Origin of the sequence: Streptomyces sp. NPDC058653 (assembly GCF_042716895.1) — a bacterium.
Taxonomy (GTDB): domain Bacteria; phylum Actinomycetota; class Actinomycetes; order Streptomycetales; family Streptomycetaceae; genus Streptomyces.
Genome location: NZ_JBHXRM010000011.1, coordinates 120545 through 146146 on the forward strand (window position 1 = coordinate 120545; position 25602 = coordinate 146146).

A 25602-nucleotide genomic window follows, 5' to 3' on the forward strand; every position below is an offset into this window, starting at 1 on the left:
CAAGACGGCGCACACGGCGTATACGCCGCACGCCGTTCGGGTCGGGCTTCGGGACCATCCGGGTGTGCGACCGGTCGCGCCTCAGGGGGCGGACGCCGGGCCTATCGATGATCAGGTGCGGTCCCGCGAGGACGGGTCCGCACCATCACGAGAGGACTTTCCATGCGCCCTAGTCGCGCTCTCCTGACCGCCGCCCTCACCGCCGGTCTCGCAATCACCCCCCTGGCCGCCGCCGCCGCGCCCGTCCAGGAGAACCCGTCCGTTCTGAGCTGGGGCGCCGGCCGTACCGGCCAGCTCGGCAACGGCGCCATGAAGGACAGCTCCACGCCGGTCCCCGTCACCTCCCTCGTCCGCGGCGACGTCGAGCGCATCTCGGCCGGCGGCACCTCGTCGTCCGACTCCTTCGCGCTCGCCCTCACCGACGAGTCCGTCAAGGCCTGGGGCCACAACGGCTCCGGTCAGCTCGGCAACGGCGGCCGCACCAACCGCAACGTCCCGACCGCCGTGTCGCGCCTGACGGACATCAAGGACATCGCCGCGGGCGGCGAGCACGCTCTCGCGGTGGACGGCAACGGCCGCGTGTTCTCGTGGGGTGACAACAACTACGGCCAGCTCGGCAACAACCGTACGGGCGACATGCGCGCCGTCCCGGACGCGATCAAGGGCATGCCCAAGGTCAAGCAGGTCTCCGCGGGCTGCGACTTCAGCCTCGCGCTGACCGAGAACGGCGACGTGTACGCCTGGGGCCGCGGCGTCTACGGCCAGCTCGGCAGCGGCAACCGCGCCACCAGCTCCGTACCGCGCCAGATCAAGGGCCTGCGGAACGTCTCCGAGATCGACGCCGGCTGTCACCACGCGCTCGCGCTGACCGCCGACAAGACGGTCAAGTCGTGGGGCAACAACGCGTCCGGCCAGCTGGGCGACTCCTCCACGAAGAGCAGCGTCCTGCCGGTCGAGGTCGACTGGATCCGGGACGTCACGGACATCGAGGCCGGCGCCAACCACAACTACGCCATGACCGACGACGGCAAGGTCTGGGGCTGGGGCAACAACCAGAACAACCAGCTCCTGGAGGCCGACCCGGCCGCCAAGGACAACCGCCGGTTCACCAACCGCACCGCGCCCATCGACATCCCGCGCCTCGAAGGCGCCCAGCAGGTCGCGGCCGGTGCCCAGCACGGCATCGCCGTCTTCGGCGAGGACGTCTTCGCCTGGGGCCACAACACCGAGGGCCAGCTCGGCAACAGCAGCACCACGTCCAGCATGCAGTCGGTCCACACGCTGAACACCAACCCGGCCGTCCAGCACGTCGCCGCCTCCCTCGGCGGGAACACGAGCTACGCGTACTGATCCCCCTGATCCACCGGGACCAGGCATGACTCCGGCCCTGTGCGGTGACCGTGAAGGTCACCGCACAGGGCCGTACGTACGTTTCCAACCGGTCAGGGAACCTGCTTCACCTCGATGACCTTGTACTCCTTGCCACCGATGACCTTGACCGACTCGCCCGTCTTCACGAACTTGCCGCCGCGCGGGATGAGGACCTCCGACTCCGCGCCCTCGTAGCGGGACAGGGGGTCGATGTTGCGCCCGTTGTCCGTGGTGATCTCCATGATCACGTTCTCGCCCTCCCGGCCGTTGGCCTTCGCGTTCTGCGCGGCGCGGTCGGCCTTCGCCGGGTCGGTGGACGTACTGAGGTACTCGGGCATCTCGATCTCTTCACCGTTGGCGTACCTCTCCAGCATCTCGTCCGTCATGAACGTGCCCCGGTGGAACGTCCCGCTGACGGGCGGCAGATGCTCCAGCGCCTTGTCCATCTTCTCGATGAACTTCGGGACGGAGTTCTTACGGCTGCCGGGGATGCCCTGACCGCGCAGGTACTTGTTCGCGTCCTCGGCCCAGGAGCCGGTGTAGTCGGCGACGATGAGCGCGTCCTCCGCGGTGAAGTCCTTTGTCAGCGGGTTCTTCTTGGCGATCTCCTCGACCTTCTCGGACCACGTCTTCCTGTCGTACTCGCTGTACTTCGGAACGTCGTCCAGGGCGGTCATCGGGTTCTTGACCGGGCAGCCCTTGAGGTGCGGGGGCTTCGGCTTCGTCGGCGGCTTGTCCTTCGGGTCGTCCTTGACCGGCGGAGGAGGCGGGTCGCTGAGGCCGAGGGCGTTGCTGATCTGGTTCTCGATGTCCTGGTACGTGTCGACACCGGCCATGGCACCCGCGGAGAGCGACATCGCCATCTCGGCGGCGGAGTTGTCCCCGGGGGCCGCGAGGAGTACGGAGCCGCTGCCGCCGGCCCGGAAGACGACGGGGTTACGCGTACCTGCCGAGGCGAGCGTGTAGCGCCCGTCGCCCGCGGCGCCGGTGGTCACCGGTCCGAAGTAGGCGACGTTGGTGTTCTCGCAGTCGTCCTTCTTGTCGTCCTGGTCGTCCTTGTCCTTGTCGTCCTCGTCGTTGTCGTCCTTGTCCTTGTCCTTGTCGTCCTCGTCCTTGGTGTCGTCCTTGTCCTTGTCCTTGTCGTCGTCCGGCTTGGGCCTCTCGGTGCAGTACTGGGTCATGCCCCAGGGAGCCATGACCGGATTGCAGACGGTCTCGACCTCTTCTTCGCCGTCGTCATCGCCGTCGTTGTCGTTCTCCGAGCCGCCGTCGGAACCACCGTCGGAGCCACCGCCGCTGGAACCGCCACCGTCCGAGCCACCGCCGTCCGAACCGCCGCCATCGGAGCCACCGCCGTCCGAACCGCCACCGTCCGAACCACCGCCGTCGGAACCACCGCCGTCGGAGCCACCGCCGCTGGAACCACCGCCGTCGGAGCCACCGCCGTCCGAACCGCCTGTGCCTGTCTCGGTGCAGTGCTGGGTTATGCCCCAGGGGGCCATGACCGGATTGCACTCGACGCCGTCGTCGTCCTCGCCGCCCGAACCACCGTCGGAGCCACCCCCGCTGGAGCCACCGCCGTCGGAGCCACCGCCGTCCGAACCGCCGCCGTCGGAACCACCACCGTCAGACCCGCCACCGTCGGAACCCCCGCCGTCAGAGCCTCCACCATCGGAACCACCACCGTCAGACCCGCCACCGTCGGAGCCGCCGTTGTCCGAACCACCGTTGTCCGAACCACCGTTGTCCGAACCACCGTTGTCGGAACCACCGTCGGAACCCCCGCCGTCAGAGCCTCCACCATCGGAACCGCCGCCATCAGACCCACCGCCGTCGGAGCCGCCGTTGTCCGAACCACCGTTGTCGGACCCGCCATCGGACCCACCACCGTCCGACCCACCGCCGTCGGAACCACCGTTATCCGAACCACCGTTGTCGGAACCGCCGTCGGACCCACCACCGTCAGAGCCACCGCCGTCTGACCCACCACCATCAGAACCACCGTTGTCCGACCCGCCGTCCGAACCGCCGCCATCAGAGCCACCGCCGTCCGAACCGCCACCGTCCGAACCACCGTTGTCCGACCCGCCACCGTCCGAACCACCGTTGTCCGACCCGCCGTCCGAACCGCCGCCATCGGAACCGCCGTCGTCCCCGCCGCCGCCGTTGTCCCCGCCACCGTCGGACTCACCACCGTCGGAGTCCCCACCGTCGGAGTCGCCGCCACCGCCGTTGTCACCCCCGCCGTCGGACTCGCCTCCGCCCGACTCCCCGCCGCCCCCGGCAACCGAGTCGCTCTCGCACTCACCGCCGAGGATGTTGCAGACCGCGGTCTGGAGACCGTTCGCGATCTGGGGTCCCACGCCCGTGAGAACAAGCGCGCCGATGATCAGAGCGACCACGCCGACCATGCCCGCGTACTCGACCGTCGACTGACCGCGGTTCCGCCGCCACCCGATCATGTGCGGAATCGACGGGACCGCGCGGCGCAGCCGCTCGCTCGTCCAACGCGGCCTCACGGCCCGCTGCTCCGCCGGCAGTTCGAACCACGTCCGGCTCGCACCCACACTCACCAGCCCCAACAGGAGCCCCGGCAGCAGCAGTTGGCTGACCCCGCGCGCCGAACCGCCGTACAGATTCACGACGCTGCCGACCAGCAGCCATGCCTGGAGACCGATCAACGCCAGCCAGACGACCTTCCCACCGGTCCAGAGACGCCGCGCCAGGATTACGGCGGCGACGCCCGGCGCCGTCGCGTAGAGCGCGGCAAGGGTGAGGGCTGGCGTGATGTGGCTGCCGAGCTCCAGCAGGGAGCTGAGTACGCCGAAGGCACCCAGCACCGTGAGCGCGAACATCAGGTACAGCAGGATGCGCGTCGCGGCGAGCGATCTCGGCAGCTCCCAGCGGCGCTGGGGCATCCCGACCTCGATCGCCAGGCCCTGTGAGTCCAACAACGGAAACCCCTCCGCCAATCTGCTGAAGATCCGGCCCAGGTGTCCACCCGCGGCGCGTCCCTCGGAACGCTACGGAGGGGCGAGACCCAATCCGAAGGGTCCACGGACCCACCGCGGGCCCAACCGGAACAGGGGCCACCGGGCCGTGGAATCCACCGCCCCGGTGGTGGTCATGGGCCCAGCCAGGAGGCCCACGACGCGTCGCGCCGGGCTTCAGCAGGTCTCGCCCATCCCGAACGACATCGGGTGACCGAACAGCGCGGCTGCCGCGTTCCGCAGGATCGCCGGATGGACGAAGCGCTCGGGGTGCGAAGGGGGGCAGTACCAGAACAGCGGCCAGGTCTCACCACCGAGCGCCGGCACCGGTACGTAACTCACGGTCCCGCTCACGGAATTGAACCGGGTCACCCCGGGCGCCCAGACTCGGTTCGCGGTGCTTCCGGGCGGGAGATAGAAATACACCGCCCGCAGCCCGTTCGATTCCGTCGCGATCGGACCGGGATCACCTGCCGTGATCGAGTCCATCATGTCCGCGAGCCGGCGCCCTTCGTCCCCGTCGACGCGTACGGCGTCGAACAGCACCCCCGCTTTTCGGAGCTGGAATCCCGTCTTGGGGAGCCAGTGCTGCGTTGAACGCTCATTCTCTGTATTCACGCGGACATTCTGCGTAATCACCGCTAGCGTTTTCCATGGCGGCACGGGAGCCGTCGGACAGGGGTTGACCTGCGACAACTCCCGTTACGTGAGGTCGAATTCCGGCGAGATCAGTTGTGACCGGTTGAGTCCGGTCGAGTCGAAATGGTGGTCGCAATGGCGCGAGCGGAGAACAAGGTAACGGCCGGCCCGGCAACGCGATTGGTGGCGGACATCGCCCGCGCGATGCGGTTGGCGAAGGGAATGACGCAGGAACAGGTGGGCACGGAATCCGGCTTCTCGGCGGCGGCCGTGAGCGCGATGGAGACCTGCGCGCAGCCGGCGAGCGACGAGATGCTGGTGGCCCTGGGGCGGGTGCTGGGCGACGACATCGTCTTCGAGCGGGCGCGGGAGTACGTACGACTGGACAAGTACCCCGAGCAGTTCAAGAACTACGTGCTGCTGGAGCAGAAGGCGGTGGGCCTCTGTCTGTACGCGACGCTGGTGGTCCATGGCCTGTTCCAGACGGAGGCGTACGCACGGGCGTTGATCGGTGGCGGATACCCGCCGTTGCCCGACCATCGGGTGGAGGAACTGGTCGAAGTGCGGATGGCGCGGAAGGCACTGTTCGACCGGGAGCCGATGGCGCTGATCGAGCTGATCGTGGAGGAGTCGGTACTGCGTCGGACAATCGGCGACGAGGAGGTCATGCGCGGCCAGCTTTCGTACTTGGCGGAGTGCGCGAAGCGCCGTAACGTAACGCTGCAAGTGCTCCCGCTTGATTGCGGCTTGGGCGGCGAATACGCAGGCGCCCGAGGCGGGATGACACTGGTCGAGACCCCGGAGCACGACCGTCTGGTCTATCTGGAACCGCAGGACGAGAGCCTGCTGATCTCCGACCCCGCAAAGGTGAGCACCTACACCCAGCGTTATGCGAAGATCCGATCACAGGCCCTGGGGCCGCGCGAATCACTGGGCCTCATCGAACGGTTGGCGGGAGAACAGGAATGACCAGCACCCTGCGGTGGTTCAAGTCCAGCTACAGCGACAGCGGTGGCGGCAACTGCGTCGAGATCGCCTTCGACTGGCACAAGTCCAGCTACAGCAGCGACAGCGGCGGCGAGTGCGTCGAGGTGGCCACCTGCCCCCACGCCGTCCACGTCCGCGACTCGAAGGTCATCGAAGGCCCCACCTTCGCCGTGGCCCCGACCGCCTGGGCGACGTTCCTCACCTGGGCCGAGTAACCACCGACGACCTGGCGGCCGGGCGCGCCCACGCCCGACCGCCGTTTCGTCGTCGGTTCGTTCGCTCAGTCCAGGTCCACGCACAGGACAAGCAGGCACAGACCGGCATCGTCCGTCGGTTCCTCGGTGGTGGGAGGCGGGTTCTCCGGGGTCGGTTCCGTCGGCTTGTTCGGCTGCTGGCTCGGGGTTTCGGCCGTGGGCGGCGGGGAGTCCGGCGTCTCCGGCGAGGCGGACGACTCCGGCTGCGTCTGGGTGTCCCCGGAGGAACGCGACTCCTCCCCGTCCGACGTCTGCGGTGAGCTCTCGCGCTTCGCGGGCGCGTCCACCGGCGTGATCGCGGTCGCGCTGCCCGGCGCGTTGGCGTCCTTCGCGTCCTTGGAGTCCTTGGACGCGCGGCCCGTTCCGCGCTCCGCGTGCTTCGGGTCGTGCGTGCGCTGCCGCTCGGCCTCCGGCTCCGAGCCGGCGTCGACGGAGCCGCCCGAGGACGTCGACGGGGCCGTCACCGGTTCCGGCGTCGTGGACGCCTGGGCCTGGCTGGCGGAGGGCCGGGACGACGGCATGAACGCGAGGGTCAGACCACCGCCGACGAGGGCGACCGTCGACGCCACGACCGCCCGGCGCCGCTGCTTCTTCCAGTCCGCCAGCCGGCGCCGGCGCGCCGCGCGGCCGGTCGCCGAGCGGGTCGCGGGACCTACCGGCGCGTCGGCGGGCACGGCGACGTCCCCGCCCGGGTCGGAGAAGCCGGGGAACGCGTCGAACTCCCGCGTGTGCGAGATCTCGGACACCGCGGCGACGGTAGCCGGAGCGAGCTGGAGTTGTGAGCCGGTGGGTGCGATGTCGGGGGCGTAGGCACCACAACCGGGGCAGACGAAAACCCCGTTGAGCGTCCGACGGCACGTAGAGCAGTAGTCCATCCGCGATCTTTCTGTGCTGACTGTGCCGCCTGGAAGCCGACGACCTGTCTCAATTTCGCACTCAGGATCGAGCGCGCAACAACCTAACGGTTCCTGCGGGAGACCGTGCGAACCCCATGTGGCGCTCCTGCGAAGATCGCGAAACCGTGCACGGCCGACGGTCACCGCCCGCGCCTCGAAATGTGGTGTTCCGGCCGTCCGGCCACCTACACCTTCGTGAACTTCTCCAGCCCTCGTTGAACGGCAAATGCCATGCGGGGAACGGCTGGTGAACATCCGTCACCAAACCTCTGCGCTGTACTCCCGTCCGCCGAATCCCCACCTACCGTCACCTCACGGGGTCGGAGAGTGCCGGGGGGCAGCAGATCATGGAGTGGTTCAGCGGAGAGAACGTATTTGCGATCCTGGCCATGGTGCTGGGTGTTCTGACGTCTGCGGGGCAGGTCTGGTACGAGCGCCGGGCGCCGAGCAGCAAGCGGATCGGCTACCGCGTCCAGATGGACACGGCCATCGGCCACGACGCTCCCACCGGTGAGTCGAACGTACGGCTCGGGCTCTTCGACGACGATCCCGACATGGCCGACGCGACGCTCGTACTGCTGCGTCTGGAGAACGACGGCTCGCAGCCCATCACGCCGGAGGACTACACGTCGCCCAACACCCACGGTCTGACCGTCAGGTTCGCGCACCGCAGGATCAAGGCCGTGGCTGTCACCGTGCCGTCGGACGACGCCGATCTGATGGAGAACTTCACCCGCCTCAGGGGCTTCCACGAGTCGGGCGACCGGCTCACCGTTCCGAAGATCCACCTCAACAAGGGCAAGCACTTCAAGCTGCTCGTGCTGCTGACCGGCGGCAAGGTGGGCGACGAGGTCACGGTCAGCGGCGGGATCTCCGGCGGGAAGGTGGCCGTCAACCGGGCCGTCACGCTCGACGAGGCCCCGCCCAAGTTCAGCCGTCCGGCCCGCCTCATCACGGTGCTGCTGACGGCCTGCCTGATCGCGCTCTCCACGATCGTCATCGTGCGCGGCGACGGTCACTCCGGCCCGATGGGCTGCGAGAAGGGCACGCTGACCGTCACCGGATCGACGGCGTTCGCGCCCGTGGCCGAGAAGTTGGCGACGGCGTACGAGAAGGACTGCCCGGGCTCGACCATCGAGGTGGACGCCAACGGCAGCGCCGCCGGGGTGCGCGAACTGGACACCGGCGCCTCGAAGGCTGTCCTGACCCTCTCCGACGGGGAGAAGGCCGTGGGGTTCCCGGAACTGGAGGAACACCGCGTCGCGGTCTCCGTGTTCACGCTGGTGGTCCACGACGACGTGCCGTTCAAGGGGCTCAGGACCGCACAGGTGAAGGACATCTACAGCGGCAAGGTGAAGAACTGGAACCAGGTCGAGGGCCCCGACGGCAAGCGCGGACCGGACCTGCCGATCAAGCTCATCAGCCGCTCGGACGGCTCGGGCACCCGCGGCATCTTCGAGCGCAAGATCCTCTTGGGCGACGAGGAGCGGCAGGAGGTCCATACCGTCAACGACTGCCGTCAGAAGGTCGACCCGGCGCAGCGGACGTTCCGCTGCGAACTCGACTCCACGCAGCAGGTGCTCGACACGGTGAAGGATGTCGAGGGCGCGATCGGCTACAGCGAGCTGCGCTCCAGCACGGGTGTGGACGGTCTGCACCATCTCTCGCTGGACGAGCAGGCGCCCTCGGTGGACGACATCGAGAAGAGCGACTATCCGTTCCGGGAGATCGAGTACGGCTACACCTACGGCCAGCCGGAGCCCGAGACCCTGGCGTCCAGCTTCCTCAACTACATGATCCGCACGGGCGGAACGGACGTGGTCCGCGCAGAGGGCCACATGCCGTGCAGCAAGCCGGAGGCCGTGAAGATCTGCGCGGAGGGCTAGGGGGTCCCTCGTGAAAGTCCCGTCGGCATGACTTCGCCCCGGCAGCCGTCCGGCGGCCGGGGCGGGGTCGCGACGCGATGCGGGTGCTACAGGAACGAGTTGATCTGGATCGTCTCCGTGCGGCCCGGGCCCACGCCGATCGCCGAGATCGGGGCTCCCGACATCTCCTCCAGCGCCTTCACATAAGCCTGCGCGTTCTTCGGGAGGTCGTCGAAGGTCTTCGCCCTGCTGATGTCCTCCGTCCAGCCGGGCAGGTACTCGTAGACCGGGGTGGCGTGGTGGAAGTCGCTCTGGCTGTACGGGAGTTCCTCGACGCGCCTGCCGTCGATCTCGTACGCCACGCACACCGGGATGCGCTCCCAGCCGGTCAGCACGTCCAGCTTGGTGAGGAAGAAGTCCGTCAGGCCGTTGACCCGGGTCGCGTAGCGGGCGATCACCGCGTCGAACCAGCCGCAGCGGCGGTCGCGGCCCGTCGTCACGCCGCGCTCGCCGCCGATGCGGCGCAGCGCCTCGCCGTCCTCGTCGAGCAGTTCCGTCGGGAAGGGGCCCGCGCCGACGCGGGTGGTGTAGGCCTTGAGGATGCCGATGACCCGGCTGATCTTCGTGGGGCCGACGCCGGAGCCCGTACAGGCGCCGCCCGCCGTCGGGTTGGACGAGGTCACGAAGGGATACGTGCCGTGGTCGACGTCCAGGAGGGTGCCCTGGCCGCCCTCGAAGAGGACGACCTTTCCGGCGTCGATCGCGTCGTTGAGGACGAGCGTCGTGTCACTGACGTAGGGGCGCAGCTTGTCCGCGTAGCCGAGCAGCTCCTCGACGATCTTGCCGGCCTCTATGGCGCGCCGGTTGTAGAGCTTGGCGAGGATCTGGTTCTTGAAGTCGAGGGCCGCGTCGACCTTCTGGGTCAGGATCGACTCGTCGTACAGGTCCTGGACTCGGATACCGACCCGGTTGATCTTGTCGGCGTACGTCGGCCCGATGCCACGGCCCGTCGTGCCGATCTTCCGGGAGCCGAGGAACCGTTCCGTCACCTTGTCCATGGTGGTGTGGTACGACGTGATCAGATGGGCGTTCCCGCTGATCAGCAGTTTCGACGTGTCGACGCCGCGGTCGTTGAGCCCACTCAGCTCGGAGAGCAGGACGGCCGGGTCGATGACAACGCCGTTGCCGATCACCGGCGTGCAGTCAGGCGAGAGGATTCCGGAAGGGAGGAGATGCAGCGCGTATTTCTGGTCGCCTACGACGACGGTGTGGCCGGCGTTGTTGCCGCCCTGGTAACGCACCACATAGTCCACGGATCCACCGAGCAGGTCGGTGGCCTTTCCCTTGCCTTCGTCACCCCACTGAGCACCGAGCAGCACAAGTGCGGGCACAGGCGTACACCCCTTCCGGGCGGGGCATGTCCAAGGCCAGGGGACGCACATACGTAGGACGCACGCGTGACAGATCGCACGACGCTGTACGACGCAGCCTGAGCCGTCGGACCGGTTGCCCCGGAATAGACCAAGCCCCTGGCGCAATAGCGCAAGGGGCTCTTGCACAAAGATGCTACCCGAGGAAGGACCGAGGTGTCGGCTCCAGAGCCCGCCGAGAACGGTGCCCAGCAGCTTCTGGTGGTCATCGACCCGGTCGCGCGCCGGACCGACGGCGAATCAGTGCGTATCGCGAAAGACGTGTTGAGCGCGGGTGCGACGGCGAAGATCTGTCTGCCCGACGGCCCCGCGGAGTTCGCGCGGGTGCTGGCCCGCAGAGGCTCACGGCGGCCGGTGGTGGTCGGCGACGACCGCGCGCTGCTGCGGACGGTCGCCCTGCTGCACCGGGAGCGCGAGCTGGCCGCGGGCGCGCTGTCGCTGGTGCCGGTCGGGGTGTCGGTCGACCTGGCGCGCTCGCTCGGTGTGCCGACGGGGGCCGTCGCGGCGGCGCGGGCGGTGCTCGACGGGGTCGTACGGCGGCTGGACCTGCTGGTCGACGACAGCGACGGCGTGGTGCTGGGGGATCTGCGGATCCCGGCGCCGCCACCGGCGGCGGGCGGCAGGGCGGGGCGGGGTGAGGGGGCGGGCGGCTCGTCCGTCTGGCACACCTGCCGGTCCCTGGTCCGGACGCTGGTCAAGCCCGTTCCGCAGGTGCTGGCCGTGCACACGCACCGTCTGCGGGTGGAGGCGGACGGCGTGGTGCTGAGCGATCTGGACGAGCCGGTCGAGGCCGTGACCGTACGGTCGGTGGGCGGGCGTGCGGAGATCGTGATCCGTACGAGCGCCTCGGCCGAGCCGATCACGGCGAGCGCGCTCTCGGTGACGGTCTCGGGCGCCGACTTCCGCTACCGGGCCGACGCCGCCTTGACGGGGCCCGTGCGGACGCGGACCTGGACGCTGCGGGCGGGGGCGTGGGGGCTGACACTGCCCTCGACCTTCAGCCCGGCCGGCGGCCTTCAGCCGGGGCGGTGAGCGAGGACCGGCCGTTGAGCGAGGACCGGCCGTTGAGCGAGGGCCGGCCGTTGAGCGAGGGCCGGCCGTTGAGCGAGCAGGGCCGGCCCCGGCTCGGCGGACCTCTCAGTCGCGGATGTGTTCCGCGCGGTAGGTCTTCCAGCGAGCCATCATCGAATCGAACTGCTCCTCCAGGAACAGGAAGAACTGGAGCGTCTCGTTGATCCGGCGCCCCTGCGGGGTGTCGATCCCGAAGAAGGCGACCCCCTCGCGCATCGTCTCCTGCCAGCGCCTGAGCATGATGTCGCGGTTGGTCAGCGTCTCGTACCATTGGTTGTCGAGGACCCGGTAGCGCTCGCGGCGCGAGCCCGGCTCTCGTTCGCGGGTGACCATGTTGACGTTGGCCTGGGAGAGATAGCGGACCGCGCCGGAGACGGCGGCCGGGCTGACCTGCAACTGCTCGCCGAGCTCGGCGGAGCTCATGACCCCCTTCTCGGAGGCGAGCAGCGCCACGAAGACCCTGGCCGGCATGCGCGCCATACCGGCCTCCGTCAGCTGGGCCGCGAAGGCTTCGACGAACTGGGAGACGGCGGCCTCGTCACGATCACTCCTGTGTTCGTGTCCCGTGTCACGGCTCTCGTCACGGCCGTCTTCCTGCCGCCGCTCGCTCATGTGCTGACCTCAGTCTCTGTCTCTGTGCGCCTGGCGTCCCGGTCCTGTCGACGCCCGACACAAGTCTACCGAGCCCCTTTTATACGATTCCTTAACTTCACAAGTTTCTGAAAGAAGCGTACGTTCAGAACCATGAAGAAGGCAATCACCGTCGCCGGACTGCACAAGTCGTTCGGTCGGACGCACGCACTGGACGGCCTCGACCTCTCCGTCGACTCCGGCGAGGTCCACGGCTTCCTCGGCCCCAACGGCGCCGGCAAGTCGACCACCATCCGCGTCCTGCTCGGGCTGCTGCGCGCCGACTCCGGCGCCGCCCAGCTGCTCGGGAAAGATCCGTGGAAGGACGCCGTCGCCCTGCACCGGCGGCTCGCCTACGTACCCGGTGACGTCGAACTGTGGCCGAACCTCACCGGCGGCGAGGCCATCGACCTGCTCTCCACACTGCGCGGGGGACTGGACCGGCGGCGCCGGGACGAGCTCGTCGAACGCTTCGACCTCGACCCCACCAAGAAGGGCCGCGCCTACTCCAAGGGCAACCGGCAGAAGGTCGCCATCGTCGCCGCGCTCGCCTCCAACGCCGAACTGCTGCTCCTGGACGAGCCCACGGCCGGACTCGACCCGCTGATGGAGGTCGTCTTCCAGGACGTCATCACGCAGGCGAAGGAGGACGGCAAGACGGTACTGCTCTCCAGCCACATCCTCGCCCAGGTCGAGAAGCTCTGTGACCGCGTCAGCATCATCCGCCTCGGGAAGAACGTGCAGTCCGGCACGCTCGGCGAGATGCGGCACCTGACCCGTACGACGGTGGAGGCCGAGACCGAGCGCACGGCCACCGGGCTCGACACCCTGCCCGGCGTCCACGGGGTGCGGCTGACCGACCGCAGGGTGCACTTCGCCGTCGACGGCGCGCACCTCGACGCCGCGATCCGCAAGCTCGGCGAGTTCGGCATCCGGTCCCTCATCAGCCACCCGCCGACCCTCGAAGAGCTGATGCTGCGTCATTACGGGGACGAGCTGGCCGCCAACGGCCACTCCGCGAACGCCGACGACTTCGAGGACCCGGCCGCCGGCCCCGGCGCCGTGGCACCGGCCGGCGGCGGCAGTGGCACGGGCGGGGTCGCCCGATGACCGCCGTCACCGCGCCCGCGGCCGGCCGCACATCCGCGCCGGCCGAATCCGGCGGCGCCTTCGCCGGCACCGGGACCCTGATCCGCTTCGGGCTGCGGCGCGACCGCGTCCGTATCCCCGTCTGGGTGCTGGCCCTCGCCCTCGGCTGTCTGACCTCGTCGAGCAAGTTCGAGACCCTGTACAGCACGGCGGAGGACCGCGCCAACGCGGTCGACTCCATGGACAGCCCCGCCGCGCTCGCCATGACCGGCCCGCGCCACTATCTGAGCGACTACAACATCGGCTCGATGATGGGCCACCAGCTGATCGGCTTCATGGCCGTCCTGGTCGGTCTCATGAGCGTCCTGATCATCACCAGGCACACCCGCAACGAGGAGGAGACCGGCCGCGCCGAGCTGATCCGCTCCACCGTCGTCGGGCACCACGCCCAGCTCGCGTCCGCGCTGGTCGTCGCCACGGTCGCCAACCTCGTACTCGCCGTCCTGCTGGCGCTCGGCGCCCTGTCGACCGGCGGCGAGGGGGTCACCACCGGCGGGGCGCTGCTGTTCGGCCTCTCGCTCGCCGCCGTGGGCCTCGTCTTCGCGGGCGTCGCCGCCATCACCGTCCAGATCACCGCCCACACCCGGGGCGCGTCCGGCATGGCGCTCGCCGCGATCGGCGTCGCCTACGTGCTGCGCGCCTCCGGCGACGTGGGCAACGACGCGCTGTCCTGGCTCTCCCCGATCGGCTGGGCCCAGCGGACGTACGTCTTCGTCGACAACCGCTGGTGGCCCCTGCTGCTCTGTCTGGTCCTCGCCGGGCTGACCGCCGCCACCGGCTTCACCCTGAGCACCCGGCGCGACGTCGGCGCGGGGCTGCGCTCCGCCGGACTCGGCCGCCGTACGGCCTCCGACGCGCTCACCCATCCCCTCGGCTTCGCGCTGCGACTGCACCGGGGGACGCTGCTGGGCTTCGCCGCCGGGCTGTTCGTGATGGGCGTGATGTACGGCTCCATCCTGGGCGACGCCGAGGACATGCTGAAGGACGTCGACGAGATCCAGGACGCCCTGGCGAAGGCCGGCGGCTCGTCGATCGCCGAGTCGTTCGCGGCTTTGGTGATGGTCGTCATCGCCGTGGTCGCCGCCGTGTACGTGGTGATGGCCACGCTCCGGCCGCGCGCCGAGGAGAACGCGGGGCGCGCCGAACCGGTGCTGGCCACCGGTCTCTCCCGCGACCGCTGGGTGGGCAGCCATGTGGCCGTCTCGCTGGCGGGCGGCACCGCGCTGCTGCTCCTCGCCGGTCTCGGCTTCGGCATCGCGGGCGCGGGCTCCACCGGCGACGGGGGACTCGTCCTGCGGCTGACCGGCGCCGCCCTCGCCTACGCCCCCGCGCTGTGGGTGACGGTCGGGGTGGCCGTCGTGCTCTTCGGCTGGTACCCCCGCGCGGGCTCCGCCGCCTGGGCCGTGCCCGTCTACGCGTTCGTGGTCGGGTATCTCGGCCCGATCCTCGATCTCCCGGACTGGTTGAACAACCTGTCTCCCTTCGGCCATGTGCCCCAGCTCCCCGCCGCCGACATGAGCTGGACCCCGATGGCCGTACTCACCGCCGTCGCGGCGGGCCTGATCTGGCTGGGGCTCGCGGGCTTCCGCCGCCGGGACCTGGAGACCAAGTGACGGCCGGGCCCTCCCCCGGCCCCCGGGGCGGGCCCGGCGACCCAGGTGTGACGCCCTCCCCCGGGGAGGGCGTCACACCTCCACCAGCAGCTCCTTCATCCCCCGGATCACGAATCCCGGCTTCCACTCCGGCTCCTCGACGAGCCGGAGTCCCGGCGCCTGCCGGAGCAACTCGCCGAAGGACGCGCCCAGTTCGAGCCGCCCGAGCGCCGCGCCCAGGCAGTAGTGGATTCCGGCGCCGAACGTCACATGCGGATTGTCGGCACGCGTGAGGTCGAGCGTGTCCGGGCGGTCGAACCGCGACGGGTCGCGGTTGGCGGAGCCGAAAAGAAGGGCGAGTTCGGCGCCGCGTGGCACGACCGTGCCGTCGATCTCCAGGTCGTCGAGCACCCACCGCTCGAAAAGCTGGAGCGGGGTGTCGTACCGCAGCAGTTCCTCCACAGCTGTGGACAGCTCCGCCTCACCGGACCGCAGGGCCGCGAGCTGTTCGGGGTGTCTGAACAGCGTCCACCACCCGTTGACCGTGCTGTTGACCGTCGCCTCGTGCCCCGCGTTGAGCAGAAGCGCGCAGGTGGATATCGTCTCCTGCTCGCTCAGCCGGTCCCCCGCGTCCTGCGCCGCGATCATCGCGGAGAGCAGGTCGGAGCCGGGCGCGGCCCGCCGGTCCGCGATCAACTCCCGCAGATAGTCGGTGAATTCGACCGACGACCGCACCGCCCGCCGCGCCGCGTCCTCCGTCGGATTCAGCTCGTACATCGCGCACATGTCCGCCGACCAGGGCCTCAGCAGCGCCCGGTCCGCCACCGGGACCCCCAGCATCTCGGCGATGACGGCGACCGGCAGCGGCTCCGCCACCTCCGCGAGGAGATCCCCGCCGCCCGCCGCGCACAGCCCGCCGACCAGCTCGGCGGCGAGCCGCCGCACGGTCGGCGCGAGCGCCTCGACGGTACGCGGCGTGAACGCCTTCGAGATCAGGCGCCGGATCCTGGTGTGGTCCGGTGCCTCCAGATCCAGCAGCCCGCTGCCGTTGAGGATGTGGAACGGCTCGTGCGCCTCGGGCGTCGGCGGGCGCCCGAACTCCTCGTGCGTGAAGCGGTGCAGATACGTCCGCCCGAGCCGCCGGTCCCGCAGCAGCGCGGACACGTCCGCGTGGTGCGGCACGAGCCACTGCCGCGAGGGCTCGAAGTAGTGCAGCCGGCCCCGCTCCCGCAGCTCCGCGTAGGCGGGATACGGATCGGCGACGAAGCCGGGCGACCACGGGTCGAAGGCCCCCGACGGCGGCGAGGACGCGGAGGAGGACGCGGGGCGGGACTCTGCCATGGACGAAACCTACTGACCGGGCCGCCGGAGCGCACCCACCCCACCTCCGGCCCCGCTCCCCCTCCCCGGCTCAGCCAGGAGTGACGAGCCTTGCCTCGTACGCGAACACCGCCGCCTGCGTACGGTCACGCAGCCCCAGCTTCACCAGGATGCGGCTCACATGCGTCTTGATCGTGGACTCGGCGACGACGAGATGACCGGCGATCTCCGCGTTCGACAGCCCCTGCGCGATCAGCACCAGGACCTCCGTCTCGCGCTCCGTGAGCTCTCCCATCTGTGCCATCGCGGGCTGGCGCGGAGACTCCGCCAGCTTGGAGAACTCCGTGATCAGCCGGCGCGTCACCGTGGGCGCGAGCAACGCCTCGCCGGACGCCACCACCCTTACCCCGTCGGCCAGTTGCCGCGCCGACGCGTCCTTGAGGAGGAAGCCGGAGGCCCCCGCCCGCAGCGCCTGGTACACGTACTCGTCCAGGTCGAACGTCGTCAGCACGAGCACCTTCGCGTCCGCGTCCGCCGCCACGATCTCGCGCGTCGCCTCGATGCCGTTCAGCTCCGGCATCCGGATGTCCATCAGGACCACGTCCGGGCCGAGCGCCGCGACCTGGCTGACCGCCTCCCGGCCGTTCACCGCCTCGCCGACGACCTCGATGTCCGGCATCGCGTTCAGCAGGACCGAGAAGCCCTCGCGGACCATCACCTGGTCGTCCACGATCAGCACACGGATCGTCATGACCGCTCCCCGTCGGGCGCCGGGGCCGCGCCCGTACCCGCGTCCTCGGGCTCGTCCTCCTCCTGGGCGGCGACCGGTATGTACGCCGCGACCTCGTAGCCGCCGTCCGGCAGCAGCCTCGCCGTCATCTCGCCGTTCAGCATCGTCACCCGCTCCCGCATCCCCGTGATGCCGTGCCCCGCGCCCGGCGAAGGCTTCACCAGGCCCTGCGGCGGCGTGTTGACTATCCGCAGACCGAGCCCGCCGAGCACGTACGAGACCTCCACCTTGGCCGTCGCGCCCGGCGCGTGCCGCAGGACGTTGCTGAGCGCTTCCTGGATGATGCGGTACGCCGACAGCTCGACGCCCTGCGGCAGCTCCCGCACCGCTCCGGTGACCGCCTTCTCCACGGTCAGACCCGCCTCCCCGACGTTGGAGAGCAGCCCTTCGAGATCCGCGAGGGTCGGCTGCGGCGCGTCCGGGGCGTCGTAGTCCTCGGCCCGGACGACCCCGAGCACACGGCGCAGCTCGGTCAGCGCCGCGACGGCGTTCTCCCTGATGGTGGCGAACGCCTTCTCCAGCTCGGGCGGCGGATTCTCCACCCGGTAGGGCGCGGCCTCCGCCTGGATCGCGACCACCGACATGTGGTGCGCGACGACGTCGTGCAGCTCGCGGGCGATGGTGGTGCGCTCTTCGAGGAGCGTGCGACGGCTGCGCTCCACCGCGTTCACACTGAGCTGCACCGCCACCTCCTTCTTCGCGTCCCGGCGGATGTGCACCGCGGAGACGGTCAGCAGGCTGAGCGCGGAGACGAAGAGCATGGGCGCGGCGGTCGAGCTGTACATGTACGGGCCGCCGAAGAGCGTCTCGGCGACCGTCGAGTACAGCAGCGTCACGACCCACATCCAGCCCGCCGCGCGCGGATTCGTCCGTATCGCGACGATCGTCATCACGGCCAGATACGAGGCGAAGGCGGACGGCGACCACGGCCAGTCGCCGAAATACGAGCCCCCCATCCCCGTGATCGCCGTGACCACGAGAGCCAGCCAGAAGGCCGCGATGGGCCGGACGAGAACCAGCAGGAGCGGCGCCACCGTTATCAGGTCCAGCCCCGTGCCGTTGGCCGTCCCCACGGCCAGCGCGAACAGCACGCACACCGCGATCGCGAAGTGCAGGAGCCATCCCGCGTACTCACGCAGCCGCTCCGGCAGCCGACTCGTGATCACACCGTCGGTCGCCATGGGCGGCAGCGGCCGATAGGCGAAGGCGTCGTGGAAAAGTTCCTTCCGCAGGCTCCCGATCAGGCCCGCGACCCATCGGACCTCGGGGCTCCGGGCTTTCCCGGTCGCGGTCTTCGTCTCTGTCTTGGTCACGTTTTCAAAGGTAAGGGGAGGGCCGGGCACCGGTCGTCACCTGTGATAGGGATCCTTTCCCGTCCCTCCCAAGTACTACATGCGCACTCCCGAGAGCTACCCGAACGCGTCCGCGTGCTCGGCCGCCCACCGCGCGAACGTACGCGGGGGCCGCCCCGTGACCTCCTCCACCGTGCCGATCGGCGTCCGGCCCTCGGGCGGAGTGTTCCCGTACACCTCCAGCAGAAAGCCGATCACGTTCTCGGGGTGCCCGGCCGCCCGCCACTCCTCCACGGCCTGCGCCTCGGTCAGCTCCACCACCTTGATCTCCCGTCCCCGGGCACCGGCAAGTATGTCCGCCTTGTCCTGGATCGTCAGCGCCTCGGGCCCGGTGATCACGTACGACCTGCCGCCGTGCCCGTCCTCGCTCATCGCGACGGCGGCCACCGCCCCGATGTCGCCCTCGTGGACCATGGCGCTGAGCCGGCCCACGAACGGCTCACGCACCGTGTCGCCGGCCCGTATGCCCTCCGCCCACTCCAGCGCGTTGGCCATGAACTCGACCGGCATGATCACGGTCCACGCGATGTCGTGCGCGGCCCCACCCGCCTCGACCGCGTCCTGGAGCGGAGTCGCGCCCCCGCCGTGCAGCACGGTGATCCGCCGCACCCCGGCCTCCGCCGCCAGCTCGACGATCTCCGGTCCCGTCCGCAGCTCGCCGAAGCCCCCGCCGTCGAAGGTGATCAGGTGCAGCCCGGTGACGCCCACCAGAGCCGGGACGAGTGACGCCGGATCCGCGAGGTCCCCCCGTACCACATCGACGCCGTCGGGGAAGTCGGCCTTCGCCGGGTCGCGGGTCAGCGCCCGCACGGCGCGGCCACGGTCGAGCAGTTCGCGGACGATCTCCCGGCCCACGGTGCCGGTCGCGCCTGTCACAAGATTCACGTTCGCGTTGTCGGTCATGCGCCCAACGTAGGAGGGCTTGCGGTCACCTTCCGTCCGCAAGCCCCGCCCTCAGTACGCGAGTTGCGCCAGTTCCTCGGCCACGACGGCGCACGCGTCGGCGCCCGGGTCGACCGGCGGATAGTGCCCGACGTCCTCCAGGAGCGTCATGCCGACCATCTCCCCGGCCTTGGCCGCCGCGTCGACGTACGCCTCGGCGACCGCCTGCGGCACGACGATGTCCTCCCGGCCGTGCACGATGGCCGTGGCGATCCCGGTGGGCAGCAGCACCGACGGGTCCGCGCTGTCCCGGCGCGCCTTCAACTCGGCCTCCCCGCCCAGGAGTTGTACGACGGCTCCGCCGCACACACCAAGCTCCACGGCGGACGTGAAGTCCGCGATGGGCGCGATGGCGACGACGCCGCGCAGCAGCGGGGGCGCGTCCAGCCGCCACGGCGAGCCCGCCGGCAGCACGTGCCGCGCCGCCGCCCAGAGCGCGAGATGGCCACCGGCGGAGTGACCGGTGACCACGATCCGGCGCGGGTCGGCCTGTGGAAGGGCATCGGCGACGAGCGCGGGCAGAGCGTCCATCACCGCGGCGATGTCGTCGAAGGTCTCGGGCCACCGCCCGGCGACAGGCTTACTCCCGCCGGCCTCGACATCCCCGGAGCCATCCCCGGAGCCATCCGCGGCGACACCCTCGGACGCGCTCCCCCGCCGGTACTCCACGTTGGCCACGGCAAACCCCCGCCTGGCCAGGAACCCCGCGAACGGCGTCAGATGCCCCCGGTCGTAGGGCGCGCGCCACGCCCCGCCGTGCAGCACGACCACCAGCGGCACACCCTCGCGCCCGCCACGCGGCGCGTAGAAGTCGACCACCTGATCAGGGTGATCCCCGTACGCCGAGGTGACGTCCGGCTCCACCCTCGGACGTGACAACATCGCCTCGAACTCGGCGAGGTCACGGGCGACCGCAGCGGCATCGGCGGAGCCACGGGCGGCGGAATCCGTCATGCTGCGCCAACCTTTCGATGAGAGAGCCGAATTGACCTGATCAGCGGGGACGCTATCAGCATCCACGCCACAGGTTTACGGCCCCGTCCCACCGTCGACGGCCCCGCCGCCACGACACTCCGCCGCCGCGCGTCGGCGCTCCCGCGACGGCCGTCGCCGCGTCAGCGCCCGCCGCCGCAGATCGCACGGTCGAGCAGCGCCTGGACGGCCTTCTCCGCGGCGAACAGCGACGCGTCGTCGGACTTCTTCCCGGTCGAGTTGACGACCACCGTGCGCTGTCCGCCCTCGCTGACCGCCGTCCGCACGGTCTGCCCGTCGAGGTCACCGCCGTGTCCCCAGCGGTACCCGCCGCAGGTCAGCGGCTGCCGCATCACCCCGAGCCCGTAGTGCAGTCCCGGGAAGACCTCCTGGAAGTCCGCGCCCGCCGGGACAGTCCTGCGCAGTTCGGCCATCTGGGCGGGCGGCAGCAGCCGGCCGCGCTGGAGGGCCGTCAGGAAACGGTCCAGGTCGCGCTCCCCGCTGATCAGCTCCCCGCCGGCGGACGCCCACGTCAGGTTCTGGAAGCTCGTGTCCGTCCAGCCGGTGGAGCCCGGGAACTGCTTGTACGTGTGCGTGTACGGCCCCTTGAGCGTCGGGTCGTCACCGGGCGCGTACGTCTGCGTCAGCCCCAGCGGGCGGACGATACGGTCGCGGACCTCCGTGTCCCACGACCTGCCCGTGGCCTTCTCGATGATCATCCCGAGGAGGGTGTAGCCGGTGTTGGAGTAGTTCCAGTCCGGCTCCGGGTCGTCGGGGTCGGCCGGATCGAAGTCCGGCTCGTGCCTCATCGCGGCGGCGACGGACTCCTCGGGGTCGTGGTGGTCGTATCTGGTCCGCTCGAAGTCCGCGGCCGTGTCGCCGGTGTCCTCGGTGAAGTCGTAGTTGTAGATCCCGCTGGTGTGCTGGAGCAGATGGCGCAGCGTGACGCGGCTGCCGTCGTTGCCGTTCCCCGCCACGACGCCGGGCAGCCAGTCCTCCGCGGTGTCGTCCAGCGACAGCCGTCCCTCGGCGACGAGTTGGAGGACGACCGTCGACACGAACGTCTTGGTGACGCTGGCCGCCCGGAAGGCCGCCGCGTGCGACACCTTCCGGCCGGTGCCCAGCTCGGCCTCCCCGGCGACGGCGTACGTACGGCGCTGCCCGTCACGCACCTGTACGGAGATACCCACGTACCCGGCCTCCCTCAGCGTGCGGTCCACCTCGCGCTGCAACTGCTTCTGCGAGAGCGGGGCGCCCGGGTGGGTCCCGCCGCCTTCGGTCCCCCGCGCGGGCGCGGGCCCGGCGGACACCCCGAGGGAGACGGCGCAGACGGCGGCGGTGACGAGCGCGGTGACCACGGGCAGGCGCGAACGGCGTGAGTTCTTCGCGTAAAGGCTCATGCCCATCAGCCTGTTGGATGCCGGGCCCCGATCCCATGACGGAAGCACCCATCCGGGCGGTGGGGGTATCCCCAGAGAGTGGGTGGGGTTCCTCGGCCACGCGGCCGGCGCACCGCCGACCGGTGGCGGGGCTCACGCGCCTCCGCCGCCCCCCGGCACCTCCCGCAGGACGTCCCCCAGCACCCGCGCCGCACGCTCCGCGTCGCGGAAGCCCACGTACAGCGGCGTGAAGCCGAACCGCAGCACGTCGGGCCGCCGCAGATCCCCGACCACTCCGCGGGCGATCAGCTCCGCCATCACCGCGGGCGCCTCCGCACAGCGCAGCGAAACCTGGCTGCCGCGCTCCGCGTGGGCCGCGGGAGTCATCGAACCGACCCTCCCCACAGGGGCGTACGCCTCCACGCACCGCAGGAAGAAGTCCGTCAGGGCCAGGCTCTTCGCCCGCAGGACGTCCAGCGACACGCCCTCCCACACGTCGAGCGCCGCCTCCAGCGCCAGCATGGAGAGGATGTCCGGTGTGCCGACCCGGCCGCGCGTCGCGCCGTCGGCCGCCGCGTAGTCGGGCGTCATCCCGAACGGGTCGACGTGCGAGGTCCAGCCCGGCAGCGGGGAGTCGAAAGCCTCCTGATGACGCTCGGCGACGTACAGGAAGGCCGGTGAACCCGGCCCGCCGTTCAGGTACTTGTACGTACAGCCGACCGCCAGGTCCACGCCGTGCGCGTCCAGCGCGACCGGCAGCGCGCCCGCGCTGTGGCACACGTCCCAGATCGCCAGCGCGCCCGCGTCGTGCAGGGCGGCGGTGATGCCGGGAAGGTCGTGGAGCCGGCCCGTACGGAAGTCGACGTGGTTGACGAGCGCGGCGGCCGTACGCGGCCCGAGCGCGTCCCTCAACTCGCCGACGGCGACGGGCACCAGACGTTTTCCGGTCATCCGCGCGGCCGACTCCGCGATGTACCCGTCGGTCGGGAAGGTCGCGGCGTCGACCAGGATCTCGTCCCGGTCCTCCGGCGCGATGCGCGTGGCCGCCACAACCGCCTTGAAGACGTTGACACTGGTGGAGTCACCGACCACGATCCGGCCGGGCGCCGATCCGACGAGCGGCGCGATCCGGTCGCCGATCCGCTCGGGCGACGTCCACCAGCCGCCCTCGGTCCACGAGCGGATGCGCAGCTCGCCCCACTGCCGGGTGATGACGTCCTGGACGCGGTCGGGTACGTGGCGGGGAAGCGCGCCGAGCGAGTTGCCGTCGAGATAGACGGAGTAGTCGTCCAGCACGAACAGCTCGCGCCGCGCGGCCAGTTCATCGGCGGCGTCGAGTTCGGCGGCGCGCTTCATCAGCGCCTCCGAGGTCTCCGACTCCGTCGGCAGGTCCGGGATCGGGGAGGCGTCAGACATGGCTGCGCGCCGTCCACAGTTCGGGGAACACGTTCTTCTGGGCCCGCTTCTCCAGCCACGCGACCCCGGCGGAGCCGCCCGTCCCGGTCTTGGACCCCATCGCGCGGCGCGTCGCCACGAGATGGTCGTTGCGCCAGCGCCACACCAGCTCGGCGACGTCCGTCAACGCCTCGCCCAGCCTGATGAGTTCACCGTTCTGGTCGGGCTCCGCGTAGATCCGGGCCCAGAGCTCCTCGACCGCCGTCGACGGCTCGTACTTCTGGGTGAGGTCCCGGTTCAGCGCCGACGCGGGCACGGGCTGCCCCCGCCGGGAGAGCAGGCCCAGCACCTCGTCGTACAGGCTCGGCTCCTGGAGCGCCTTCTCCAGCTCGGCGTGCACGCGCGGCGCGCCCCGGTGCGGTACGAGCATGGACGCCGACTTCTCGCCGAGCAGGAACTCCATTCGCCGGTACATCGCCGACTGGAAGCCGGAGCCGTCACCGAGCGCGCTGCGGTAGGAGTTGAACTGCACGGGTGTCAGCTGGGCCAGCGGCGTCCAGGAGGCGTTCAGCGCCTCGAACTCGCGCACCGACCGCTTGAGCGCGTCGACCGCGACCGGCACCCGGTCCTCGCGCAGCGCGCGCGACGCGGTCTCCCACTCGTGCACGATGACGGTGAACCACAGCTCCATCACCTGGGTGGTCACCAGGAAGACCATCTCGCCCGGGTCGTCGGACATCGGATGCTGAAGATGGGTGAGGACGTCCGCCTGTACGTAGTCCTCGTACGGGGTCGTACCCGCGAAGTCGAGGTTCGGGGCATCCGAACCGGCTCCGGAGGCATCGGGGTGCTGCGACATCTCTGTCTCCTCGATATTGCTACCGGGTAGCGGTCCGCCCCTTCCAATCGGCATCGGAGCTCCGGTCCCCTGGTCGCATCATAATCCCGTCTTCACGGCACCGCCGGGCCTGTGATGTACGTCCCGCCCTCCGAGTAGGGCCATGCATTCGCAACACAGCCGTGCAAGCCCTTTATCTGCTGCATCATCGCCGGAGCGGGCTCACCGTCCCCGCCGCAGGTGACATGGCCACGTCCGAGACGGTGGCCGACCTCGTGATTGATGATCAGCGCGCGGTACTCCGTGACCGGGCCGTCGAACTGCTCGGACCCCAGCACCCAGCGCTTGAGGTTCACCACGACGGTGCGGCCGACGGTGCAGTTCACCTCGCCCCGCGTGAGCAGGCCCGCGGCGCCGCAGATCTCGTCGACCGTGCCCGGCGTCGCGATCTTCACGTCGAAGTCGGCGGGCCCCGAGGCGACGAGCTGGAAGGAGTTGCGGCCGTCGGAGGTCCAGCCCTGGGGATGCCCGAGGATTGTCTCGATCTCGACGGCGGCCTGGCGCGGGGAGAGGTCGATGCCCTCCTCGACCTGGACCCTGTAGCGGCGCACCGTGTCGCCGGAGCCGACGGGCGAACCGGAGGACCGCGCGGTCCTGAAGGTGCCGGGGCCGTCCGACGGGACGGGGATACGGCGTGCCGCCTCGGGGGAGTCGCCGGGGGCGGGGTCGACGTTCGAGCCCCGGGGGGCCGTCGTGGGCTCCTCCGGGGAGGACTCCGCGCTGTCCGCGGCGTCCTCGGCCGCGTCGTCGGCCGCCTCGGCCGTCGGGCCGCTGTCCGGCCAGCCGACGAGGGCGGCTCCGCCTCCGACGAAGACGGCGGTCAGGCACACACCGATGAGGACGGCGCGGACGGTCGGACGGCGTCGGGCTTCGACACGCTTGCCCAAGACGGACTTCTCCCCTGCTTCGGCCGGAGTCGGGGAGAGGGTGCCGGGGCCTCGTACCGGATTCGATGGCGTGTGCAATCGTATCGACCGCGCACCGCAGGTCCGTACCCTTTCGGACGGCCACGGACCTGCGGCGATTCACTCTGTTACGGACAAACTCCCCGTGCGTGCGACAGCGTACGTCGCAGATGCCACGGTCACGATCACGTGCGCGTGCGCGTGCGCGTGCGCGTCCCGGCTCGTCTCGCGTCCCGGCTCGTCTCGCGTGCCGCTCGCGCCCCTCGCGCCTCACGCGCTGCGGTGCCCGCGTCGGACCGGCGCTCAGCCGAGGGTGTCGGCCGCCACCGCGGAGGAGTCCCGCAGGAAGACCGAGCAGCGCTCGTACTCCTCCTCCTCGCCGATCGCCTGCGCCGCGCGGGCGAGGGCGTGCAGGGCGCGCAGGAAGCCACGGTTCGGCTCGTGCTCCCACGGCACCGGGCCGTGTCCCTTCCAGCCGCTGCGGCGCAGGGAGTCCAGGCCACGGTGGTAGCCGGTACGGGCGTAGGCGTACGACTCGACGATCCGGCCGTTCTCGAACGCGTCGTCGGCGAGCTGGGCCCAGGCGAGCGACGAGGTCGGGTACTTCGCCGCGACGTCGGCGGGCGCCGTCCCGTTCGCGAGGAGCTCTCGCGGCTCGGGGTCGTCGGGCAGGTGCGTGGGGGGCGGTCCCCCAAGAAGATCTTTGTGGATGGCCATGCCTCCGAGTGTCCCAGGTCGCGTCGGATTCCGTGGCAGTGGTGCGGGTTTGCCACCG

General features: G+C 70.4%; 22 protein-coding genes. 7 read left to right on the forward strand and 15 right to left on the reverse strand.

Annotation, left to right across the window (positions count from 1 at the left end):
* Nucleotides 1-162 precede the first annotated feature (162 nt).
* Nucleotides 163-1350 (forward strand): RCC1 domain-containing protein, encoded by a 1188-nt coding sequence (locus ACFWU9_RS12625; RefSeq protein WP_384317156.1) that lies wholly within the window; start codon nucleotides 163-165, stop codon nucleotides 1348-1350.
* Nucleotides 1351-1442: 92 nt separating this feature from the next.
* Here ACFWU9_RS12625 and ACFWU9_RS12630 read toward each other — a convergent pair whose 3' ends face one another.
* On the reverse strand, nucleotides 1443-4325 hold the full coding sequence (locus tag ACFWU9_RS12630; RefSeq protein WP_384317158.1) for an ADP-ribosyltransferase: 2883 nt from the start codon (nucleotides 4323-4325) through the stop codon (nucleotides 1443-1445).
* Nucleotides 4326-4538: 213 nt separating this feature from the next.
* Nucleotides 4539-4979, reverse strand: coding sequence for a hypothetical protein (locus tag ACFWU9_RS12635; protein WP_384317160.1), 441 nt, complete (start codon nucleotides 4977-4979; stop codon nucleotides 4539-4541).
* A 156-nt stretch (nucleotides 4980-5135) separates the two neighbouring features.
* Between ACFWU9_RS12635 and ACFWU9_RS12640 the strand changes: the two genes are divergently transcribed.
* Both ACFWU9_RS12640 and ACFWU9_RS12645 read left to right on the forward strand, forming a co-directional pair.
* On the forward strand, nucleotides 5136-5969 hold the full coding sequence (locus tag ACFWU9_RS12640) for a helix-turn-helix domain-containing protein (RefSeq protein WP_384317162.1): 834 nt from the start codon (nucleotides 5136-5138) through the stop codon (nucleotides 5967-5969).
* The gene (locus ACFWU9_RS12645; RefSeq protein WP_384317164.1) at nucleotides 5966-6202 is read left to right on the forward strand and encodes a DUF397 domain-containing protein; all 237 of its coding nucleotides are present in this window, start codon (nucleotides 5966-5968) and stop codon (nucleotides 6200-6202) included. Before ACFWU9_RS12640 ends, ACFWU9_RS12645 begins: the two co-directional genes overlap by 4 nt.
* A gap of 65 nt (nucleotides 6203-6267) precedes the next feature.
* Here ACFWU9_RS12645 and ACFWU9_RS12650 read toward each other — a convergent pair whose 3' ends face one another.
* Nucleotides 6268-6987, reverse strand: a complete 720-nt coding sequence (locus ACFWU9_RS12650; protein WP_384317167.1) for a hypothetical protein — start codon at nucleotides 6985-6987, stop codon at nucleotides 6268-6270.
* Nucleotides 6988-7484: 497 nt separating this feature from the next.
* Between ACFWU9_RS12650 and ACFWU9_RS12655 the strand changes: the two genes are divergently transcribed.
* Nucleotides 7485-9023, forward strand: coding sequence for a PstS family phosphate ABC transporter substrate-binding protein (locus ACFWU9_RS12655; RefSeq protein ID WP_384317169.1), 1539 nt, complete (start codon nucleotides 7485-7487; stop codon nucleotides 9021-9023).
* A gap of 86 nt (nucleotides 9024-9109) precedes the next feature.
* Here the strand turns inward: ACFWU9_RS12655 and ACFWU9_RS12660 are convergent, their stop codons facing one another.
* On the reverse strand, nucleotides 9110-10393 hold the full coding sequence (locus ACFWU9_RS12660; protein WP_384317171.1) for an adenylosuccinate synthase: 1284 nt from the start codon (nucleotides 10391-10393) through the stop codon (nucleotides 9110-9112).
* Between the two features lie 195 nt (nucleotides 10394-10588).
* Here ACFWU9_RS12660 and ACFWU9_RS12665 point away from each other — a divergent pair, with 195 nt between their 5' ends.
* Complete coding sequence (locus ACFWU9_RS12665; protein WP_384317174.1) at nucleotides 10589-11464, forward strand: diacylglycerol kinase; 876 nt, start codon at nucleotides 10589-10591, stop codon at nucleotides 11462-11464.
* A gap of 105 nt (nucleotides 11465-11569) precedes the next feature.
* Here ACFWU9_RS12665 and ACFWU9_RS12670 read toward each other — a convergent pair whose 3' ends face one another.
* A complete protein-coding gene (locus tag ACFWU9_RS12670; RefSeq protein ID WP_384317176.1) occupies nucleotides 11570-12115 on the reverse strand; it encodes a GbsR/MarR family transcriptional regulator in 546 nt (181 codons plus the stop codon).
* Between the two features lie 132 nt (nucleotides 12116-12247).
* On the opposite strand from ACFWU9_RS12670, the gene ACFWU9_RS12675 reads away from it, so the two are divergent.
* Nucleotides 12248-13243, forward strand: a complete 996-nt coding sequence (locus ACFWU9_RS12675; RefSeq protein WP_384317179.1) for an ABC transporter ATP-binding protein — start codon at nucleotides 12248-12250, stop codon at nucleotides 13241-13243.
* Complete coding sequence (locus tag ACFWU9_RS12680) at nucleotides 13240-14895, forward strand: ABC transporter permease (protein WP_384317181.1); 1656 nt, start codon at nucleotides 13240-13242, stop codon at nucleotides 14893-14895. The genes ACFWU9_RS12675 and ACFWU9_RS12680 overlap by 4 nt, the downstream gene beginning before the upstream one ends.
* Nucleotides 14896-14967: 72 nt before the next feature.
* On the opposite strand, the gene ACFWU9_RS12685 is transcribed toward ACFWU9_RS12680, so the two are convergent.
* The 10 genes from ACFWU9_RS12685 to ACFWU9_RS12730 all read right to left on the reverse strand — a co-directional run bounded on the left by ACFWU9_RS12685 (nucleotide 14968) and on the right by ACFWU9_RS12730 (nucleotide 25544).
* Entirely contained in the window at nucleotides 14968-16215 is a 1248-nt protein-coding gene (locus tag ACFWU9_RS12685; protein ID WP_384317184.1) for a cytochrome P450, read from the reverse strand.
* 70 nt (nucleotides 16216-16285) lie between these two features.
* Nucleotides 16286-16945 carry a response regulator gene (locus tag ACFWU9_RS12690; RefSeq protein ID WP_384317188.1) on the reverse strand — a complete coding sequence of 220 codons (660 nt, stop codon included), beginning with the start codon at nucleotides 16943-16945 and terminating at the stop codon, nucleotides 16286-16288.
* Nucleotides 16942-18297: a sensor histidine kinase gene (locus ACFWU9_RS12695; protein WP_384317191.1), complete on the reverse strand. Its 1356-nt coding sequence runs from the start codon at nucleotides 18295-18297 to the stop codon at nucleotides 16942-16944. Before ACFWU9_RS12695 ends, ACFWU9_RS12690 begins: the two co-directional genes overlap by 4 nt.
* 96 nt (nucleotides 18298-18393) lie before the next feature.
* Nucleotides 18394-19239 (reverse strand): NAD(P)H-binding protein, encoded by an 846-nt coding sequence (locus ACFWU9_RS12700; protein ID WP_384317193.1) that lies wholly within the window; start codon nucleotides 19237-19239, stop codon nucleotides 18394-18396.
* Between the two features lie 51 nt (nucleotides 19240-19290).
* Nucleotides 19291-20232 carry an alpha/beta hydrolase family protein gene (locus ACFWU9_RS12705; protein ID WP_384317196.1) on the reverse strand — a complete coding sequence of 314 codons (942 nt, stop codon included), beginning with the start codon at nucleotides 20230-20232 and terminating at the stop codon, nucleotides 19291-19293.
* Between the two features lie 161 nt (nucleotides 20233-20393).
* On the reverse strand, nucleotides 20394-21650 hold the full coding sequence (locus ACFWU9_RS12710; protein WP_384317199.1) for a serine hydrolase domain-containing protein: 1257 nt from the start codon (nucleotides 21648-21650) through the stop codon (nucleotides 20394-20396).
* Between the two features lie 132 nt (nucleotides 21651-21782).
* Nucleotides 21783-23045: a kynureninase gene (kynU, locus tag ACFWU9_RS12715; protein ID WP_384317201.1), complete on the reverse strand. Its 1263-nt coding sequence runs from the start codon at nucleotides 23043-23045 to the stop codon at nucleotides 21783-21785.
* Nucleotides 23038-23883 carry a tryptophan 2,3-dioxygenase family protein gene (locus tag ACFWU9_RS12720; RefSeq protein WP_384317203.1) on the reverse strand — a complete coding sequence of 282 codons (846 nt, stop codon included), beginning with the start codon at nucleotides 23881-23883 and terminating at the stop codon, nucleotides 23038-23040. The genes kynU and ACFWU9_RS12720 overlap by 8 nt, the downstream gene beginning before the upstream one ends.
* Before the next feature lie 92 nt (nucleotides 23884-23975).
* Entirely contained in the window at nucleotides 23976-24809 is an 834-nt protein-coding gene (locus ACFWU9_RS12725; protein WP_384317206.1) for a DUF3152 domain-containing protein, read from the reverse strand.
* A 321-nt stretch (nucleotides 24810-25130) separates the two neighbouring features.
* Complete coding sequence (locus tag ACFWU9_RS12730) at nucleotides 25131-25544, reverse strand: DUF3151 domain-containing protein (protein ID WP_384317209.1); 414 nt, start codon at nucleotides 25542-25544, stop codon at nucleotides 25131-25133.
* Between the last annotated feature and the right edge of the window lie 58 nt (nucleotides 25545-25602).